This is a genomic window from Microbulbifer hydrolyticus, assembly GCF_009931115.1.
Lineage (GTDB): Bacteria > Pseudomonadota > Gammaproteobacteria > Pseudomonadales > Cellvibrionaceae > Microbulbifer > Microbulbifer hydrolyticus.
Window position 1 is genome coordinate 428741 of the sequence record NZ_CP047491.1, and the last position, 21497, is coordinate 450237.

Annotated in this window: 8 protein-coding genes and 1 tRNA gene; 4 read left to right on the plus strand and 5 right to left on the minus strand. The window is 56.8% G+C overall.

Annotated features, from left to right (window positions below):
• Window positions 1-125: 125 nt before the first annotated feature.
• The 4 genes from GTQ55_RS01825 to GTQ55_RS01840 form a co-directional block, all read right to left on the minus strand.
• The gene (locus tag GTQ55_RS01825) at window positions 126-419 is read right to left on the minus strand and encodes a PAAR domain-containing protein (protein ID WP_161857193.1); all 294 of its coding nucleotides are present in this window, start codon (window positions 417-419) and stop codon (window positions 126-128) included.
• A gap of 6 nt (window positions 420-425) precedes the next feature.
• Window positions 426-1001, minus strand: a complete 576-nt coding sequence (locus tag GTQ55_RS01830) for a DUF6931 family protein (RefSeq protein WP_161857194.1) — start codon at window positions 999-1001, stop codon at window positions 426-428.
• A gap of 11 nt (window positions 1002-1012) precedes the next feature.
• Window positions 1013-2917, minus strand: coding sequence for a type VI secretion system Vgr family protein (locus tag GTQ55_RS01835; protein WP_161857195.1), 1905 nt, complete (start codon window positions 2915-2917; stop codon window positions 1013-1015).
• Window positions 2918-3115: 198 nt separating this feature from the next.
• Complete coding sequence (locus tag GTQ55_RS01840; RefSeq protein WP_161857196.1) at window positions 3116-3604, minus strand: Hcp family type VI secretion system effector; 489 nt, start codon at window positions 3602-3604, stop codon at window positions 3116-3118.
• Window positions 3605-4182: 578 nt separating this feature from the next.
• Between GTQ55_RS01840 and GTQ55_RS01845 the strand changes: the two genes are divergently transcribed.
• The 3 genes from GTQ55_RS01845 (at window position 4183) to GTQ55_RS01855 (ending at window position 18121) form a co-directional block, all read left to right on the plus strand.
• A complete protein-coding gene (locus GTQ55_RS01845; RefSeq protein WP_161857197.1) occupies window positions 4183-6768 on the plus strand; it encodes a bifunctional serine/threonine-protein kinase/formylglycine-generating enzyme family protein in 2586 nt (861 codons plus the stop codon).
• 101 nt (window positions 6769-6869) lie between these two features.
• Complete coding sequence (locus GTQ55_RS01850; RefSeq protein ID WP_161857198.1) at window positions 6870-8855, plus strand: ShlB/FhaC/HecB family hemolysin secretion/activation protein; 1986 nt, start codon at window positions 6870-6872, stop codon at window positions 8853-8855.
• 62 nt (window positions 8856-8917) lie between these two features.
• A complete protein-coding gene (locus GTQ55_RS01855; RefSeq protein ID WP_237567773.1) occupies window positions 8918-18121 on the plus strand; it encodes a two-partner secretion domain-containing protein in 9204 nt (3067 codons plus the stop codon).
• A gap of 116 nt (window positions 18122-18237) precedes the next feature.
• Here the strand turns inward: GTQ55_RS01855 and GTQ55_RS01860 are convergent.
• Window positions 18238-18324 (minus strand) — tRNA-Leu (locus tag GTQ55_RS01860).
• A 314-nt stretch (window positions 18325-18638) separates the two neighbouring features.
• Here GTQ55_RS01860 and rnr point away from each other — a divergent pair.
• The gene (gene rnr, locus GTQ55_RS01865) at window positions 18639-21497 is read left to right on the plus strand and encodes a ribonuclease R (RefSeq protein ID WP_237567774.1); all 2859 of its coding nucleotides are present in this window, start codon (window positions 18639-18641) and stop codon (window positions 21495-21497) included.

Consider the following 21497-nt stretch of genomic DNA (forward strand, 5'->3'; position numbering starts at 1 on the left):
GCGAGACTTGCCACATCCTTATATTAAATTGGCTATCCCGTGTGCTTCCTCAATTCTCCAAAATACAGTTTGTAGCGATAGAGTGCAGCATCAAGTGAAAAAATCTTGCGTCACCGGTCAGCCATTTAACCCCCGATAAGTACCGTTGGACAGCCGACAACTATCTTCCCACCGTGTGTTGTCGAGTCCCCCATGCGGGCGGCGGGCTTGCCCTGGATGAGCACCGTCGCGCTACCCATGGCTATGGTATCCGGGGGGCCAATACAGGTGCAGGTGCTGCCAGCAGTCGCTGCAGGCAGCTTGCCGACGAGCACTGTAGGGCCGCCCGGCGAGAGTATTGGGCCTCCCACATGTGGCACGGTGCCTGTGGTCATGGGGCATACATGCATATCGGTAATTCGTGATGCGGGCTTTCCCATCGTCGATTACTCTGGTTTCCCGCTACCGCCGCGGGCAAGGCTGAGACCCATTTGCAGGTAGCGATTGAAGGCCTGCTCGGGGTTTACCGGGTCTGAAATGGAAGCAGAAAGGATGACACTTCCGGCGACCGCATGGGCATAGAGGTGTGCGGGTGGTTCGATCACCGGCTCACCGGGCGCGGCAAGGCTACCGTGGCACCAGGACGCGGCGGTTGCTGCCCAGCTTGCCGGGGTCTTATGGCCGGTAATCTCACCCAATTGTTTGCAGATCAGCCGGCGTTCTTCAGTGGGTTTCTTTACCCAGCTCTCCGCGGCGATCAATGCTTTTACGTTGTTTTCATCGGTGGCCGGGGTCTGTATGTCTCTGGTGGAAAGGCAGGCCCACCATACAGACTCACGCTTGGGTAGCCCGAGTGCAAGTAGCTTGATGGCGTCGGCGTAGCAACCTGCTTCGAGAAGTCGAAGAATACTGACTTCCGGCGCCGTATCCGGCACCAGAACCGGCCGCCCCTCGTCGCTGATGTCGATGTTTTGCAGCAGCTGCTCTGTAGTTACTGCCTCTACTTTAACCAGATCGGTCATATCTCAATCCATTAGTTGATCTTGGTTATACCGCCATTCAGGGTAAGCATCGCCCCCGCTTTTACTTCAGCGGTCGCATCTCCCTTACACGAGAGCATCACTCCCTTAATCTTGATACCAGAGGGGCTGATCGAGATGGTATTACTACCGACCTTCAGGTCAATTGATGTTTTTGACGTGATTTTTATCGCACCCATCACATCAACGCTCTGAGTACCGGTTTTTATCGCTACTTCCTGGTTTCCAGAATCCAGGGTAATCGAGTGATTGCCTTTTATCCTGGTGGTCTGATTGCCCTTGGCGAGGGTGATGCTCTCATCCCCCTCGGCGATGGTAACGTTTCGGTTCTTCTTGATTTCAAGCGTCTGGTTATTGTCGATTTTGCCACACTGGTCGTTATGAATCAGAAAATTGTGATCTTTTCCTGCCTCCATGTAGACCTCTTCACTGCCTTTTTTATCATCAAACCGCAGTTCGTTGTACATGCTGTCTTTAATCTGGGTCTTCCAGCCACTTTGTGTGGCGGTATATTGGGGGCCGGGATTGTCACTATTGAAAACGGCGCCAGTCACCAGCGGTCTGTCCGGATCGCCGTTGATATAGTTGATAACGACTTCCTGGCCAACGCGGGGTACAAAGTTTGCGCCCCAGTTCTTTCCGGAAAACGATTGCATGACGCGGATCCAGCAGCTGTTCTGCTTTGAGTTCCACGGAAACTTGACCTTGAGCTGGGTATAGCGATCTTCCGAGCCAGATGATTCCGTGGCTTTAACGTTCACCACTTGCGCGACTTGCGGGGAATGAATTTTCTGTGTGGCAACAAGCGGATCAGGGCGAGGCATCACATTTTCGGGAATACACCTGAATGTATTACGGAATTGCGAATCCTCACTATTGCTGTCCGTCGCGGACAGGCGGACCGAGGTTATCAGGTACTTCCCTTTTTCGGATTTCAGGGTATGTGCGAACTTAAAACGCCCACCGGCGCTGAATGGGCTGAAATCGCTTGTTCCCGTTGCCACGTCGAAGCCACTTTCCTGTGCCTCCATTGCGCGCTTTGTCAATTCTTTGTGGTAGCCATCTTTAAAGGCGTGGGTGCCATCACCGTTGTCTTCAAAGTGGTTCATGCCGTACAAATTCCGGATATACCCTTGAACGCTGTTCAATTTACTCGTGGTGGTGACGTTCTGCATATTGTCTTTATCTGGCGTGAACTCGTTGTAATCTTTGAGCTCAAAGCCGCCACCATGATAGTTGAAGCTGCGCTGCCAGCTGTGCACCGAATGTTTGGTTGGATGACTCCCGCCGCCGTCATATTCGATATTTTCTGTGCTGCTATCGTAGAAACTCTTATGATCGTCGCAAAGCACCATCTCGTGTTTGCCATCGGTCTGAATGAAGTAGTATGCAATGCCCTCTTCAGACATCAGGCGAGTAACAAACTGGAAGTCACTCTCATTGAACTGTACGCAGTATTCTCGAGTAAGGTATTCACCGTTCAGTTTGTCGGCGAACGTAACTACGCTGGCGTACTCCCCGAGTACTTCTTTGATGATGTCGCGCGCCGACTTTTTCTCAAAAATTCGGTTTTTGCCGCCAAGTTGAGAAAACCAGAATCCAGGTTGAATGACTGCCGAGTATTCGCGTAAGCCTTCCGCATTCACATCGAGAAGGAAGAAGTGAGTAACATATCCGTGGATGAACTTTTCGGACGGTCCGTAATGGATGCTCACAGTAAATGTCTTGCCGACGATGGCATCCTGGGTAATATCGTGGTTGTCGGACAGTAGGCGTATTTGATAGCGATAGGTGCCTGAAATGTGCTCTTCGCCGGAAATCGCCGTGCCAATAAACGTATCTTGGCCAATTGGGCACTTGGTCCGGATCATGCGTTTATCTTGATTGAGTACAGACATGTCAGCCCCTGGTCATTATCGATGCCATAAGTCCATTAATTCGCTAATCCTCGTTCCCGCTCATGTGACCATGGCGGCCATGTGTCTGGTTCACGATGGACTTCTTTGTTGTTACACACGCTCGACTTCTGGTAACGACAAAAACCGGACTCGACAGAGCAGTTCTGCAGAGCCCGGCTTGATATTAATGTGACTTGTTTACAGCGGAGATGCGGTAGTAAGGTCGTATCCGACGCGCATGTTTTTCGGGTTCTTGTTGGTTTTGTCAGCGTGTGCCAAGTCGGCTTCAATTTTTGCGAAGCTCAGTGAGATAGACTCGGCTGGGGCACCGCCAGCAGATGCGGAAATGCTGTAGGAAGAAATCAGAACATCTTCCAGGGTGTAAACGGCAAATTTCTCGACGGAATTTGCACCGGTCTGAACAACGTGAATTTCTACCTTAACACCCTCGTCACCAGTTACAGATGACTTGAAAAGACCACCGGACGCTGCGTCGATACGTTTCGTTACCGTTACTTCACTCAGGCTTGGGCGAGTCGCTTCGCGATTGGCTACCGCTCCGGCCTCCATGGAAATTCCGCGACCGACACCAAAGCTGAAGCTGTCAACTTCAATCCAGTTCTCATAACCTTTTGCAGTCACATTGCCTGCAGGTGTATTGCTGTTGAAGTTCATGTAAATAGCCATTGTTAATCCCTCAATATGGTATGTGGACGATTGTGGAGGTCCCTGCGCTGCGGGAATTGCAGAATCTTCAGGGGTGCCGTATTCGGCAGGCGGAGGAGATTTAAGCAGAGCATTCCTCAAAAAAAAACCACATTCTGTAACTATAAAATCGACTCTGGCACCAATTTATATTCTTTCCCTGAAGATATCCGGATGTTTAATGGCGCGAATAAATTGGATCTGGTACGAATAAATTTCGTAATTCTAAAATAATTAGACGGAATTCTGGTGGGCGTATGGCGGGGTTTTAAATTGTACGTTAGTTCCAGGTCTCTAAGTTTTGTCGTTTTTGTTGGTACGTATGTGTTAGTTGCGTCGCAAGTAGATATGTATGTAAGAAAGTGTAATCAGAAAAGCGATAATTTAAGAGGTAATTAATTGTTGGTGTTAATGGCCTTCGATATACTTCGCGGCCTTCAGGCATGTGCCTGTTGAATATTTAGGTGTTGATAAGTCGCGGATATGGTTTGTATGCCGGGGCTAGCTAATACCTTGTCGGTGAGAGGGACCACCGTCCAATTTGCGCCAGGGAGATGGTAGTGAATGACAACACCCGCATAGTCAAAACCGCTGCGGAAAACCTTTCAGCATGTGACGACGCAGATGTGACGGTATTCGTCGGTAACGAGAATACCGGTGCTAACGATCATCCGCCCATCGGGCGTAATCCCGGCCTGGTACCTTCGCGACCTGGCCAATCAGCCGGTACCCCTGATAATCCGGACTCAACCGTTATTGTGGATGGCGGCGGCGTCCCCGGCCCTCTGCCCCGTCCAAGAGAGGCCGTGCACTTCGAACCTTCGACTTCGCGTGAGGGTGCGGTTACCAAAACCGTCATCAAGGGGCGCTTCGAGCTCGATAAGTTACTCGGCGTTGGCGGTATGGGTGCCGTGTACAAGGCCCTTGACCGCCGAAAGCTCGAGGCGAGTGATAGCGACCCCTATGTCGCTATCAAGCTGCTGAATGAAGACTTCCAGAAGCACCCGGACGCTTTCATCTCCCTGCAGCGGGAAGCGCGAAAATCCCAGACGCTGGCGCACCCGAACATTGTTACGGTATACGACTTCGACCGCGAGGGCGATCGGGTCTTCATGACAATGGAGTATCTGGAGGGTTCACCTCTGGACAAGCTTCTGCGCGAGCGAGTCGGCACCGGATTCGATAAAGAGCGTGCAGAGTCGATACTTCGTGATGTTTCCCGCGCACTGATATACGCCCACTCCCACCGGATCGTGCACTCAGATTTCAAGCCCGGGAATATTTTCATCACTGCGAAGAAGGGCGCGAAGGTTATCGACTTCGGTATCGCCCGAGCGGTCTCCGAAGGTGGCATCGCGGCTAAGGCCGGTGAGAAGACGGTTTTCGATGCTGGCACGCTGGGTGCCCTGACGCCTGCCTACGCCAGTCTCGAGATGCTGAATGGGGGCGAACCGCAGCCCGGAGACGATGTGTTTGCGCTGGGTTGCGTGGCTTACGAGCTGTTCAGCGGACGACACCCATACGGGCGCATACCGGCAGACAAGGCACTCGAGAAAAAACTCAAGCCCGCTCGTATCCGGGGTCTTAGTCGACGTCAGTGGCGCGCGCTTGAGTCTGCGCTCGCGTTTCGCCGCAAAGATCGGCCGGCTGCGGTCGAAGAATTCACCCAGCAGTTCTTTGGTAGCAACCGCTGGAAGTGGATCTCTGGAAGCCTGGGTGTTGCCACGATTGCTGCAGCGGTTGCCGGATATACCTATCTGGAGCGTGAAAATACGGCGGAGCAGAACCGTGTCCGGATCGAGCTTGAGCAGAAGCACGAAGTTGAATTACTTGAAAGCAGGATTGCTGACAAGCGGGAGGCAATTGATCGGCTTGTCGAGCTGAGTGTACTAACTCCGTCCTGGGAGCGGGACTTGCGAGTAGAGATCGATGAGTACACCGGGCTGAACCCCGCGGATACCGATTATATTGAGGCGGTGATACAGCGTGTCTCGGAGCTATTTGTTTCCGCTGCGACAGGGCAGTTAACGCTCGGCAACCTGGATGAGACTGAGCGGATGCTCGAACGCGCCGCTGACTGGAACTACTCCGGTGATGCAGCGCAACAGGTAGAAACTGCCCTGAACCAGGAGAGGGCGGAGCTGAGGCAGCGACTTGAAGCCGAGCGTATTGCGGCAGCGCGCGAAGCGGAGCGTTTACGAGCACAAGAAGCGCTTGCTCGCAAACGGCAGGCCGAGCTTGAAAAGCAGCAGAGAATCGACGCTATCGTAGACGACCTGGAAGTCGCCCTGCGTTGCCGGTTTTCGATGGATATCCCCGTGGGCGTTGGTACACCACTGCGGCAACTGGCAGCGATTGATCAGGTAAAGGGTATCCAGATTCGGCCCGTAATTGCCGATGAGCTGGGAACTTGCCTGAAGCACCTGGCGGGCAGAAGCCCCACCCGGACCTCCCCCCTGCTGGCGGACTCCCGTGCGCTATTGCCCGCGCAACAAGTGCTGCAGAATTTTGACCTCGATTACTGTGCGCATCTGCAGCCCGGAAGTGGTGGTCGTGGAGATCGCTATAGCTGCGCAGACCCACTTGTTTCCGGTGGCGAGGGCCCTGAAATGGTGGTGGTAAATGGTGAGGGGGGGCGGCCATATGCGGTCAGCAAGTATGAGGTGAGTACCGCAGATTTTCGGAAGTACTGTCTCGCCAACGGTGATTGCTCCACTTCATTTGTGGGCGCGCCCGAGCTGCCGATCCGGAACATCAGCCTTGAACAGGCACAGGGCTACCTTGCCTGGCTGAGCGGCCAGACCGGCCGCGAGTACCGCTTGCCAACTGAGCGCGAATGGTTCGCCGCTTCCAGTGTCGATGGCAGAGGTGAGGTTGCTGACCGAAATTGCTTTCTGACCTATGGGGGCATCAGCAAAGGCAGCGAGCTGGTTGCCGTCAAGGCCGGTACCGGCAACCCATTCGGGTTGCTAAACACAGTCGGCAACGTGCGCGAATGGGTCTGGGGGGCTGACGGGCGGCTCATTGCCGCGGGCGGAAGTCGTCTGGACCCGATGAGCCGCTGTCTGGTTACCTCAAAGGTCTTTCATAGCGGCGCACCGGATGATGTCACGGGATTCCGTGTGGTGCGTAACCTCAGCCGCTGACTTCGCCTGGGGGCCTCTGGGCGAGCCGCGTTTCATTCTTTATTGATATCGGATCAGCTCCGCAATGTGCGGAGCGATGCATTGTTACAGGGAATTTGCCAATGTCGTCGCAATATAAGCGATATCCGCTGGGAAGTGGTGTCTGTCTTTTTCTACTGTCACTGACCGCTTTGGCACAAGACAGTGGTGCCAACTTCAGGAATCGTGTTCACGCTGCGTTTGAGCAGGATGTTCCGGTAAATCAGGATGTGAGCGAAGAGTATCGCAAGCGTATGCAAGAGGCGCGCGATCCCAACCTGGATACCGATATACCGGAGTTTTCCGGTCGGGAGTTGGGGCCGCGTATCACCGTCAAAAAAATTCGCTTCCACCGATTGGAAGAATACCCGGAATTCGGAATCACCAAAGAAGTACTCGAGGAGCTGGCGGAATCCCTGCGCGTCCGGTTCATGAAGGAGGACGAGATCGTTGCCGCCGGCTTTACCCAGGAGAACCTTAAAGAACTGGCGGTTCTACTGGATAACATGGGTGCGCGCTTTGGCAGCGACGGTCTCGGTCCTCAGCAACTGCGTCGTTTGGTGACTACGGTAGAGCGGCAGAATGCTGAACGTGGCCTGACCTACGCGGACCTGGAGGAGATAGCGGCCGAGTTGACCCGCTTCTATCGCGAGCAGGGTCTGTTTCTCGCCCAGGTGCAGATTCCCGCCCAGGAAGTAAAGGACGGTGTGGTGACATTTGCCGTGCGGGAAGGGGTATTGGGGCAGATCTCCATTGCCGGCAACGAGCGCTACTCCGAGCGCCGGCTGTCGCAGCCATTTAAAAGTCAGCTGGGCAAGCTGGTCAATCATGAAGACGTTGAGCAATCGCTCTACCTCTTGAACGACCTGCCGAGCCTGAATATCAATGGTTATTTCAGCCCGGGTGATAACCCCGGGGAAACTCGTTTGAACCTGAAGGTACGCGATGCCAGCAGCTGGCAGATTATCAGTCGCTACGACAATCACGGCTCCACGTTTACCGGCGACCAGCGGATGTATACCTCATTTGACTGGGGTAATCCGCTAGGGATTGGCGATGAGCTGACGCTGGCCTACCTGAAATCGACCGATGGAGAAAGTTTTGGAGGTGACCTGGGGTCGGACCTCGGACAATTCCGCTATAGCCTGCCCGTTTTTGGCGCCCGCACAAGGTTGCAGCTGACCGCTGACTACAACCAGTTCAACCTGTTTGACTCGAACAACAAAAAAAACGCGATCAACTCACTGGAAATCGAGGGTGTCAATAAAAGCTTCGGTGTGTCCGTCGATCATAAGTTTATCCGCTCGCGAGAGTTCAACATCACCGGCACCTTCGGTCTGACGCAAAAAGAATCAGAAATCGAGGCGGCAATTACCCTGCCTGACTCGGGAGATGATGTCAGCGGAGCAGAAATGGGGCTGTACTTTGACCGCCTTTCCGATGGTGTGATCCCCATGTTGAATGTGGTGAACACCCGGTTCCAGTACGGCGAATTCAACAACGAAATTGACCTGGAGCGTGATGCTGAGTTCTTCAAGTTTGCTGCGGACACCAGTTCACTTCTTTTCGTGCCGTCGCTGTTTACCGACAACAAGTCCCGCCTGATTGTTAAAACCCGCTCGCAATACAGCGAGAGTGCGCTGCCGTCCTTCGAGCAGTTTTCCCTGGGCGGCGCCAATGGTGTGCGCGCCTTCGACGTGCGGGACTTCTCTGCCGACCAGGCCGCCGTGGTATCGGCGGAGTGGTATCCGGATATGCCTTCCATATTTAACCCGCACCTGTTTGACGGACGCCTCAGTGACATCCTGCAAGTGGCTGTGATCGCCGATGCAGGCTACGGCGTGGCGAACAACTACGAGCGCGACATCTTCGGAAGTGGCGAGGTCATTCCCAATGACTGGGCGGCGCTCTCCGGTGCTGGCCTGCTGTTCAAACTGAACTGGAAAGAGAGCTGGGCCGGGCAGATATCCGTCGCCTGGCCCACCATGTCGATTTCTTCTATCGACGGCACCGGTGACGATGCCGATGCGCCCACCGTATACGCTGACTTCACCTACTTCCTGTATTGAGCTGTACCCGACATCAAGGACAGGGCGATTACGGCCCGCTGGATACGATCATCATGATGAACATGAAAAAGAAACAACTCGCCAAAGCCATCACGTTAGCGCACCTTACCTGGTGTGGAGCATTGATTTCTCCAGTTGTAATGGGCGCACCTACCGGTTGGAATGTAATTAACGGCACCGCGAGTGTATCTCAGGGTTCGCCGAGCACCCCGAACTCGACCAACGTGGATATATCCACTGATTTTGCAGAAATCAGCTGGGAGACTTTTGATATCGAGGTAGGGGAAGATGTCGATTTCAATTTTAACTCTGAGGTTGCTGATCCAAGCAGTGGGATCGTGGTCAACAAGGTGCTTCAGGCCGGATCGTCTATTTCGGGGAGCTTGACCTCCAATGGCCACGTAGTACTGATCAACCCGCGGGGGGTTTTGTTTAACGACGGAGCTTCGGTAGACGTCGGTGCGCTTACAGTGTCTACGCTTGGCGGAACCATCTCTGGCCGCGACGGCAGTTTTTCGCTTGAATTCGATGAAACCGGGCAAATCGGTGACGGTGATCACTATTTTTCTCCCGGCACTATCGAGAATTCCGGAACATTACTGGCCGACAGGGGGATTACCCTGATTGGCCGCAGTATTCAGAACCTTACCGTGGAAGGGGGACTTGGAAGTGCACGTATTGAGTCTGCCACTATCGACCTGGTGGCAGCAGATTCGGTAACCCTGAGCCTGGATTCTCAGTCCGGCCTGTATGGTGTGGAAGTCACTTCGGCTTCACTTGCGGACGAACTCATCGTCAATGGCAACGATGCGTTGATCTCCGGTTCCAAGGTGTTGATGACCGCAGCGGCGTCTGATGCCATCACGGCTACGGCAGTCAATAACAGCGGTACGGTAGAGGCTAAAGGGATTGACCTGTCTGGCGGCGTGGTGCGCCTGACCGGCTCCGGTGGTGGTGCCATCAATAATACCGGCACGATTACAGTTTCTGCTGATGCCGCGGCAGCACAGGACGTAGCCGCGGGTTCGATCTTGATTGAAGCCGCTGAAATCACCCAGAGTGGGACTATTTCTGCAAGCGCGGTGACCGATCGCAGTGGCGGCAACATTACGCTCGCTGCAGACGACAGGCTTGAGGTCAGTGGAGCGGTAACCGCGGCGGGTAGCGGTGCGGGGAATTCCGGTGGCGCCGTGGTAACCACCGTTACAGCGTCCACCGGGCAACTGGTGTTGAGTGGTAGCCAGAGTCCCGTCAATACTGCAGGGCAGAACGGTTCCGCGGACGGATCCTGGGAAATTTCCGCCGAACGATTGGTGGTCGACGAAATTACCGGCGATCCCACTCAGGATTGCGGCAGTGGCTGTATCGATGGGGCTCTGCTATCTGATGCACTGGCTGATAACGCGACCGTTACATTGATGGCGTCTGGCACGCAAAACGACACCGGTATTTCCATTCGTGACCGGGTAACCTGGTCGAGTGACGCTACATTGGTGCTGAAATCCGAAGCCGCAGTCGAAGTCCAGGATTTCATTAATGGACAGGGGCAATCAGAGCTCGCTGGGGGGAACCTTTCCGTTGAAGCCGAGAGTGGGTTTTTAAATGCCGGCGCTATTGCGGTATCCGACTTCGATTTACGCGTGGGGCGCGCAGGCTCCAATACGAACAGTGAATTAGGTGATTTATCCTATACCGGAAGCTTTTCGGTGGCGGGTGGCTCTGGGTTCGACAGTGTATCGTTTTCGGATATGGACGGGGCACTGGCATTCTCGGCAACGGATAGTTCAGAAGTTTCGCTGAGTAATGGTGCGCTCTCGGGAACGCTGACGGACATCGACGCCGTCGTCGCGGAGGCTGGCGATACACTGTCTGGTACCGCTGGAGGGGACACTTTTACCCTGATTGGTGCGGGTGGTGTTCAAAGTAACGGTATCAATTTCACCGGCATCGGCACCCTGGATGGTGGCGATGGTACTGACACACTAATCGGTCAATCCGGTGTCGCCTGGTCGCTGACGGAACTTGCCCAGAGCGAGCAGGACGGCGTTGAGCTTGTCGATGTAGAAATATTGCAGGCCAGCAATGCCTCCCTGACGGGAGTGAGCAATGGCGAACAGATCGCGGTTGACGCGGACTCGGAAGTGACGGTGTCGAGCCTCTCCGATTTCCGCTTTACCAATCTCGCCACGCTGGATGTAACCGGTATTGCGAATGTTTCGCTTGATACAACAGCACTCGGGAGCCAAGCACTCTTCCTGCTCGACACCGCGGGCACGGTCTCCACGACGGAAAATATTGCCGATGGCATCGGCTTCAGCGGGTTCTCCACCGTTGCAGTCAACGTGCTCGACGCGACTGCGCTCGGGGTAAGCCCTCTTTATTTCCGCAACCTTTCCGGAGCCAGTTTGTCCACCGCTTCTGGTGGAGGCACGGTATTTAGTGGCCTGAGTACGGTTACTGTTGCATCACTTGATAGCGACGGCTTTGCCGCTGATCTTGCCCTGGTAACGGCGGATGGCCGGGTTACTTCTGGCGCGGGGGCTGTCGAATTTTCTGGTGTAGACACATTCCGGGGTAGCGACGGCTCCAGCGTTAGTGGTGGCAATAGTTGGGCCCTGGGTAGCGACGGCACCGTCACGGAGAGCGTAACGGGTATTCGCTTTGATGGCGCCTGGGAGGTAACTACTTCCGCTGATGGTAGCCTGGCCGATGGAGGCAGCGGCAGTGCATTCACGCTGGATTCTGGCGTTGTCAGTATCGCCAATTCCGATCTCGTGTTTAGCGGTCTCGCCTCGGTCAGCGGGGTTTCAGGAAGCAGCCTGAATGCTCTGTCCCTTGCGGGGGACGCTCTCTACCTGACAGATGCCACTGGCACTATTGCCACTGCCGAGGACGGTAGCGGGATCACGTTTTCCAGCTTCACCGACGTATCGGTGGCGCGGCTGGATACGGTCTCCCTGGGGGGCGGGGAGCTGTTCCTTAGAAATAGCCAGGGCACCAGCGCGTCCACCGGGGCGAGCAGTGGCACCCTGTTTAGTGGGCTGGAAAGCGTTGCCGTCAGTGTTCTACACACAAATGGGCTCTCCCCGCTCTTTGATATCAGCGGCGCCGGTTCGATTCAGATTCAGTCGGATGGAACGATATTCAGTCAGTTATCCGAGGTCACAAGCAGTAGCGGAGCGGAAATTTTCGGTGGCCCAAGCTGGGCGCTGGATGTCGATGGAAATACGTCGGAAGCCGGCAACCAGGTGACTTTCAGCGGTGCATGGACCGTCAATGCATCAGAGGGTGCGACGCTCACCGGTACCGATAGTGTCGAAAACTTTACAGTCAACAGCGATGGCGAATTAGAGGTCGGTTCAAATCTGATTTTTTCTGGCCTGGATTCGGTCTTGGCCGGCGCCGGGGCCGATACCCTGTCGGTGAACAACTTCACGCTTACCCTCGAAAATAATAGTGTTGTCACCGTTGATGACGTTGACCTGGCGTTTCAGGGGCTTTCCAGTGTAACCGGCGGCGGTACGCTGAATGGTGGGAGTGACTGGCAGCTTGGTGGCAATGGTTCGGCTACTGAGCTTGTCAGCGATATTACGCTCTCGGGTACCTGGGCTGTGAGCACCGTAAACAACGCAACCTTGACGGACAGCGGCACCGGCAGTGCATTTACCCTGGCGAATGGCGATGTCGGCATCGTGAATTCCGGACTGCAGTTCAGCAACCTTGGTTCGGTCACCGGGGTAGTGGGAAGTAGCCTGGATGCTTCAGCTCTCGGCGATGCCGCGCTGTACGTTACCGATGCCGCCGGTACTGTCGCTACTGAGACAGACGGCAGCGGTATCGAATTTTCGAATTTCTCCGGCATCTCAGTTGCCCACCTGGATGCAACCACCCTGGCGGCTGGTGAGTTGTACCTCCGCAACGCAGCGGGGAGCAGCGTATCAACGGGCGCGGCAAGCGGTACGCTGTTCAGTTCGCTGGAGCAGGTTTCAGTAAACCGCCTGTTCACCAATGGCCTGGCGGTCAATTTCGACATTGCCGGGGTGGGATCCATACAGGCCCAGGGTGGCGGTACCGTCTTCACCGAGCTTTCTGAAGTCGCGGGCAGTAGCGGTGCGGAGATTTCCGGAGGCGGTGACTGGACCCTGGACCTCGCGGGAGGTACGCGGGAAAGCACCAGTTCAATTCTGTTTAGCGACCTCTGGTTTGTTGATGCAACGGGTGGATCGCTGACAGGCACCGCGAATACTGACATTTTCAGCCTCGACGGCAGCGGCGATCTGGCAGTGGGCACACTCACATTCACTGGCCTGGCATCGGTGAGTGGCGGTGGTAGTACCGATACCCTGGATGCAACCGGATTCGCGGATGGTGTGAAGCTGGAAAACGGCAATGACAGTGTCTCCACCGCGGGTATCCTGTTTGGTGAAGTCGAAACCGTCGAAACGATTGCGGTAACCGGCGCCGATGCCGGCACGGCGTTCAGCCTCGTCGGTGGCGGTGTCACTGTGGATGGTTCGAGCCTTAATTTTGTAGGTGTCGAATCGGTCGATGGTGGCAGTGCAAACAGTGCCCTGGATGCCACCTCGCTGGGTGCAGCTCCGCTCTATCTCCTAAATGCTTCCAATTCTCTGGTGTCTACCGTTGTCGATGGCAGCGGAGGCATCACTTTTACCAACTTCGGTGGCATAACCGTAAGCCAGCTTGACGCGACTGGAATGGGAAGCGCCCCGCTCTACTTGCGCAATGCTTCCGGAACCCAGGTATCTTCCACGCGCACCGGAGGCACGCTGATCAGCGGGCTGTCCGGCGTTCAGGCCAGTCGTCTGGACTCCAATGGCAATGCCGCCACCCTCAGTATCTCCGGGGCCGGAAGTCTCGCCACGGCCGCGGTAACCTTCAGCAATGTGATGGAATTTTCCGGTGGAGATGCGTCCACCGTCTCCGGCGGAACCGGCTGGAGCGTACTGGCCGGCACCGGCGTCGAGGAAAATTCCAGCGGAATTGACTTCAGTGGCAACTGGATTGTCGACGCCGCCGGTTTGAGCCTTTCGGGCTCCGATAGCGGCGACACCTTTGTGCTGAATGCGGACGGTTCGGTGGAGGCCGAACAGGTGACCTTGCGAAATCTTACCGCGGTACTCGGCGGCAGCGGACAGGACACTCTGAATGCTGCGGCCTACGCGGATACGTTAAACCTGATTGGCACTGCCGGTGCACTCGATACCGCCACCGTTGTATTTCGTGAAATCGAAGATGTCTCCGCGACTTCTGTGAACGCGGCGACCGCCGGCACAGACTTTGCCCGCGTGGGTGATTTGATTGTTGCCGACGGGTTGAATTTCTCCGGCCTCGCCAAGGTAAACGGTGTCAGTGCGGTGGATACCCTCAGCGGCGCAAACGCGTTGTTTTTGCGTGCCGATAGCGGTGGCAACTACTTTGCCGATGACAGCGGGGTTGAATTCCGCAATATCGACGCTTTCAGCACGGTGAGCGGTTCACTGACCGATGAGGTCGGCGCTGCAGGCTATGTATTGCTGGGGCGCAACCGGATTTCTGTCGACGGCATCGATGTGTCCGGTCTGTCACAAGTCACAGCCACAGGCAGCGGTGTTCTCGATGCTTCCGGCTACGCCGATGGTGTATGGCTCAGCGGCGCCACGGGTGAAGTGGTAACGGCATCGACCGGTGGCCTGACATTTTCCGGTATGGGTAGCGTAACCAGTGCACTGGTCACCGGAAGCGGCGGTGGTGAAAGTTTCAGCGCGACCGGCACAGGGACACTCAGTGTGCTGGGTATGACCATCGATGGTGTCGCCGAGGTTTTTGCCGGAAGCGGCGCCGCGCAGGTGACGGCGGCTTCCGGTCAGGACTGGGAATTGGTGGCAGGGGCAAACGGGGCTGCGCTCGGCAATACGGCGTCCACCAGCGGTATCGAATTCACCGGCTTTACCACTCTGGTCTCTCAGTCTGCGGCGTTGTTGGGAACGGCGGGTGACGAAGCGTTTACCCTGACCGGTAGCGAGGAAAGTGGACAGCTTGTCGGCTTTGGGGATATGCAATTCTCCGGTCTTGGGGAAGTCTACGGCGGGGGCGGGTCCGATTCCCTGGATGCCACGGGATATACATCGATTGTTTCCCTGACCACAACCGATGGACAACTGGCGGCTGGCGATCTGGTTTTTTTCGATTTCTCAAGCGCGCAGATGTTCACACTCTCGAGTGATGACGGTAATGAGCACAACTTCCACGTAACCGACGTGGGTACCGTGTCGGTCGAGGGAATGACGATCTCCGCGCTGAATAATGTCCTTGCTGATGAATCCGATATTGTTGCATCGGACGGCACGGTGATCAGTGACGAAGGGCCAGGATTCGAGACCCTGGGTATCCAGTTCAATCGTGTGGGGCTGGTCAGTGGCGAACTGATTGCAGCAACCCGTAATAATGATGAAATCAGTATCTCTGCATCCGGTCTGGTCACGATCAATGGTCGGGAGATGGGATTTTTTGCCCGCGTAGACGGCCTCGAGGGTGAGGACACTATAACCGGGTTCGACGGCCAGGACTGGACCATCAGTGGCTTGAACAGTGCCACAAGCCTCGGTATTGAATTTGTCAACTTCGAGCACCTGGTCGTCGATAATGGCGGGCTGATTGGCTCGGTCGATGCGGAGGTGTTCACGCTGTTGGATGACGGTCGCGTACGCGTGGGCAATATCCTCGCTGAGGGTATGGCCTACATCGATGGTGGCGCTGGCGGTGTGATCGACCAGCTCGACGCCAGCAGTTTTGACCGCGGACTGCAGCTGACCGGCACCGATGGTCTGTTGCTGGCCGACGGGCTGGAAGTGCGCGGGTTCGAAACCGCGATCAGTCCATTACTTCTGGGCGGCAGTGCGGCCGAGGTATTTACCCTCGGCGACAGTGGCCTCGTGGCCGGCGGTATCACCTTCAGTGGCTTGTCTACGGTAAATGGCGGTGGCGGTAATGACCGCCTCGACAGTGACCTCGATCAGGACTGGTTGCTCGGTAGCGCAGGCAACACGTTCAGCCATGCCGGTGTTGAATTCGCGGGTATTGAAACCGCTGCCGGTGGCAGCGGCGCCATGCAGGGTGGCGCCGCGGATAGCGAATATACCCTCGGCAATGGCGTGCTGCAGGTAAGTGCCGTCGACTTCGAGGGCGTAACCAGTGTCGATGCCGGTGCTGGTCGGGACACTGTTGCCACAGAGGCCGGCCTTGTCTGGTCGCTGGACGGTACCGCGGCAACCGCCACTGTCGATGGTGTGACCTTCCGTGGCATCGAAACGGTTTCCACCGTCGACGCCAGCATCGATACGTCTGCCGCCAGCGGGCCACAGGTATTTGAGCTGGGCAGCGCAGGGAGGCAGGTGTCGATACTGGACATCCTGTTTTCCTCGGTATCGTCGGTTGTGGCGAGCGACGGCAATAATGGCGATACCGTGGTGAGTGCGGCGGATCAATGGCAGCTGCAGGGTAGTCGGAACAGTATCGCCGCCAACGGTGTATTGTTTTCCGGAATTGACAGTGTCGAAGGTGAAGCGGCGGAATTGATCGGAACCGCCGGGGCCGATGAATTCCAGCTTGCCAGTGGCACGAATAGCCTTGCGGCTGCGGGCATAGCGTTTTCCGGGGTCGAGCAAGTCTCTGGTGCCGGTGGTGCGGATACCCTGGTGGGTACCGGTAGCGATGATACGTTCAGTGTGGCCGCTAACGGCGATATCCGTGCAGCCGCGATGCAATTTACCGGGCTGGCCGGGGTCGACGGTGGTGCCGGTAGCGACGTCGTTGATGGCGCCGCCGCTTCCTGGACTTCTGCGACGGACCCCGGTGGCCTTGTTTCCGGTAGTGCCCTTGCAACAGTGGACAGCGTCACGGTTGTGTTTGAGAACCTTGAGCGCGTGGAAAATACCGGCGACTACTCCGGGCCTGCCGTGGCCGACGACTACTATCTCACCGGGCCGGACAGCCTGAATATGGGGGGTGTTGAATTCGCTGGCCTGCAAACACTGGCTGCCGGTAGCGGTGCGAATACACTGTACGGTTTCGATGCGGATATGACCTGGCGCCTGGGGCGTGATCAGGGCGTCGTCAGTGATGGCCAGTCCAGCCTCGCATTTTCCGGGTTTGACACCATCATCGCCGGCGGCGGTGCCGACCAGTTTGAATTGGGTGATGCGGTACTCGCGTCTCTGGATACCGGCGCGGGAGACGATTCCGTCCAGCTCCAGCAGGCGCAACTTGCACAGCTCTCCCTGGGCGCCGACAACGATGTGCTCGTTGTCTCTACTGCCGGGCAGTCTTTGGCAGTGGCCGCAGGGACCGGTGAAGACCGGTTGCAGGTTGAAGTTGAGGGTCAGCGCTGGTTGATTGATGGTGATATTGCTGAATTCAATAGCGTCGGTTCCCTCGACTTCAGAGGCTTTGAATTGCTCGCGGACACGGGCGGCGGGCTCGATCTGAGCACGAGTCTGGCGTTCGATTTTTATGGCAGCGCCGACCCGGCCACTGCTGGCATCGAGTTTTCGACGACCGGCATGACGCTCGCGTATGACCCGAGTGGGGACCTGAACCTGGTGAGCCGCACGGCAAATCCCATTGGTGGCGAGCTATACGCTCGCAACGCGGCGCTGACGCTGGCCGGGGATCTCGATATTGTCTCCAATGTCGAGGTGTTATCACTCTTCTCTTCCGCTGGCGACATCGATGCCTCGGTTGTCGCCACGGAAGACCTGATCATTGGTCAGATTGATATCGGCCGCGGCCACCTTTCCCTGTTGACGTCCACGGTTGGTGCGCTTTACGGGCAAAGTATCGATGATCTGCACATAACGGCCGGGAGTGTCGAGCTGGGAAGGGGGGATCAGCGCTGGGAAAACATCGGTACTGCTTCTGTGCCCCTGCGGGTCGATATCCGTGATTCCCTTGATATCGTTGCGTTCAATTTCTACGAGCCGATTTTTGAGGGTGGCTTCCCGGTGGTTACTGCCACTGGCGAGGGGATACCCTCGCTGATCAGCGCACAGGCGTCCCAGGGTTTGAAGTCTGCGGTGCAGCGCCCGACAGAAGATATTGCCCAGCTTGACCCGGGAATCTTCGATGAAGTCACGCCGTACAGTCTCGGTATGAATACCCTGAATGCACCGGAAATGCGCCTGACCGCAAGCGGGCTGAAACCCGCCGAGGAAGAGGACGAGGAAGACGAGGAGCGAGAGGCCGAAACCGCGCCCGTCGCCGGAGAGTGACGCGGAAAGCGAGTAATGCTGGAGGGAGGCGCCTGTTGTGGCCTTCCGTTCCCGGGCACAGGGAAGGGGCAATAAAAAAGGCCGACTCTTGCGAGTCGGCCTTTTTTATACGGATATGGTGCCCAGGAGAAGACTTGAACTTCCACGACCTTGCGGTCACTAGCACCTGAAGCTAGCGCGTCTACCAATTCCGCCACCTGGGCAATTCAACGGTGTGCCCCGTTGAGGACGCGCACTATATTGATTTGGGTCGGGGGTGTCAACGCTTTTTGTGGTTTTTTGCGCCATTGCCGTCGGTGCCCACTGGGACGGGGAAGCCGGGCGGGGTCGCGAACCGCAAAACGGGTCGGGAATTGCCCTCAAATCGCTTATACTCGCGGCACTGTGCAACGTATCGGGTGGCCTGCCGCCGCTCCCGGCATTCGCCACTTCTGGTTGCACCCACTCATACCACTGCGCCGGGTGTACACCGGGTCCGCCCATATGCGCGGTCAATCGCAGAACATTGGAAGCTGATTTGAATCAAGACAAACCTAACTCCCCCTCCGCTGACAGCGCTGGTCCGGTTGCCGATCCACATGCCGAGCGCGAGGCGGAGAAATACGAAAAGCCCGTTCCAAGCCGGGAGTTCCTGCTGGACCTCCTTGAGCAACAGCCTGGCCCGGTGGCCTGGGAAGCGGTTGCGGACCTGCTGTCGATTGACGACGAGGATCGTCGCGAAGGGGTGCGCCGCCGCCTGATTGCCATGTCCCGGGACGGCCAGATTGCGAGTAACCGCGCCGGTGATTTCGGTGTGCTGGATAAAATGAGCCTGGTGCGCGGGCGTGTGATCGGCCACCGGGATGGCTTCGGCTTCGTGTCTCCGGGCGATGGCAGTGATGACCTGTTTCTGTCCCACCGCCAGATGCGCAAGGTATTTGATGGTGACGAGGTGCTGGTGAGGGAAACCCCCGGCGGTTTTCGCGGCAAGCGAGAAGGCGCTGTGGTGCGCGTCATCAAGCACAATACCCACCAGCTGGCCGGCCGCATCTATCGGGAAGACGGCATCTGCTTTGTGCGCCCGGACAACCCGCGTCTGACCCTCGATGTGATGGTGCCCGAGGGCAAGTGTGCGGACGCGGAAAGTGGCCAGTATGTGGTGGTCAATATCACCGCCCAGCCCGGCCGCAATACGCTGCCGCATGGGGAGGTCGCGGAGATCCTCGGCGATCACCTGGCCCCGGGTATGGAAATCGATGTTGCCATTCGCAACTACGGGATTCCCCACGCCTGGCCGTCGGCCGTGCTGGCGCAGGTGGAAGGGATCGCCGACGAGGTACTCGAAGAAGATAAAAAGGCGCGCATTGACCTGCGTCAGCTACCACTGGTGACCATCGACGGTGAAGACGCGCGGGATTTTGATGACGCGGTTTTTTGTGAAGTGCTGCCGGATGGCAATTGGAAGCTGCTTGTTGCCATTGCCGATGTGTCGCATTACGTCGGGGTAGGTACGGCTCTGGATGTGGAAGCGCACCAGCGCGGCAATTCCGTGTATTTCCCGGATTTCGTTGTGCCGATGCTGCCGGAGAAGCTCTCCAACGGGCTCTGCTCATTGAATCCGGAAGTGGATCGCCTGTGTATGGTGTGCGAGATGCGCATCGACGAATCCGGCAATATTCTTGGTTATCAGTTCTTTGAAGGGCTGATGCGCAGCCATGCCCGCTTTACCTATACCCAGGTCGGTGAAATTGTGGAGGAGCGGGACAACCGCCACAGTGGTATTCGCAAGCAGTTTGCCGCGCTCACCCCGCATGTCGACAACCTGCACGATCTTTACCGGGCGCTACGTCGCGCCCGTGACCGGCGTGGTGCGATCGACTTTGAAACCACTGAAACGCGGATCATTTTTGACGCTGCGCGCAAGATCGAGCGTATTGTGCCGGTGCAGCGCAATGACGCGCACAAGATGATTGAGGAGTGCATGCTCGCCGCCAATGTATGCGCGGCGGAGTTGATGGAAATCGCGGAGCTGCCTGCGCTGTTTCGCGTGCACGATATCCCCAAAAAGGAGCGCCTGGAAAACCTGCGCGAATATCTGGGGGAGCTGGGGCTGCGCCTGGAAGGTGGCAGCGAGCCCCAGCCCAGTGACTATCAGGAATTGCTGGCACAGGTGGATGGTCGCCCGGATTTCCACATCATCCAGACCATGTTGCTGCGCTCCATGAACCAGGCGGTGTATCAGCCGGAAAACCGCGGTCACTTTGGTCTCGACTACCAGGCATACGCGCACTTCACGTCGCCCATTCGTCGCTACCCGGATCTGTTGTTGCACCGCGGCCTGCGCTGGCTGATTCGCAACGGTAGCGCCAATCCAGCCCCGGTTGCAGAAAAAGTCCGTCAGGCGCCCGGTGCCCATGCGCTGGAGCGGGAGGACATCCTGCCCTACAGCACTGTCGCCATGGTTGAGCTGGGCGAGCACTGCTCTATGACCGAGCGCCGTGCTGACGATGCCACCCGGGATGTCGTGAGCTGGCTCAAGTGCGAGTACCTGCAGGATCATGTGGGCGAGGTCTATCGCGGCGTGATCAGTGCGGTGACCGGCTTCGGACTGTTCGTTGAACTGGACGACCTTTACGTGGAGGGGCTGATACACGTGACTGCCCTGCCCAAAGATTACTACCACTTCGAGCAGGCGCAGCAGCGTCTTGTCGGCGAGCGCAGCGGAACACGCTTCCACCTCGGCGACGGTGTCACCGTGCAGGTCGCGCGGGTCGATCTGGATGAGCGCAAAGTGGACTTCACCTTTGTGGAGTTGCACCCGCGCCCGAGTTACCAGAACCCCAAATACCGCAAGCCGAAGTCAAACAAGAAATCCGCGAGACCGGATGGAGAAGTTGAAAAAATGCCTAAAGCAAAAGCTGAGGCTCCCAGTGCCGCCAAATTAAGCAAGGGTGAAGAGTCGACAAAAGTGACTGGTCGCGCGATGGAGTTGGCGGTGGAGTTCCAGAAGGAGCGCCAGCGCCGTGGCAAGTCGGACTTCAGCTCGGAAGAAAAGAAAGCCAGCCCGTGGGGGGGAGGCCTCAAGAAGAAAACGCCATCGGACGAGGCGGATGAGCCGCGTCCGATCCGCAAGCGCAAGGTCGGCACTGACGAGACTGAGGTTGTCCCTCCCTCAACGGAATTGCCGGAAGAAGCTCCCGCCAGTGAAGGCGAGGCACCGAGGAAGCGCAAGCCGAAAAAAACGCAGCCCCGAAAAGGCGGCAAGCGTCCCGCGGTGGCGGCACGCAAGGCTGCGCAGAAGGCGGACAAGGCTGAATCGGCAAGACGGTCCGCGAAAAAAGCGGCGAAGAAAAAACTGAAGAAGAAATTGGCGAAAAAACCGGGTGGGAAGAAATAG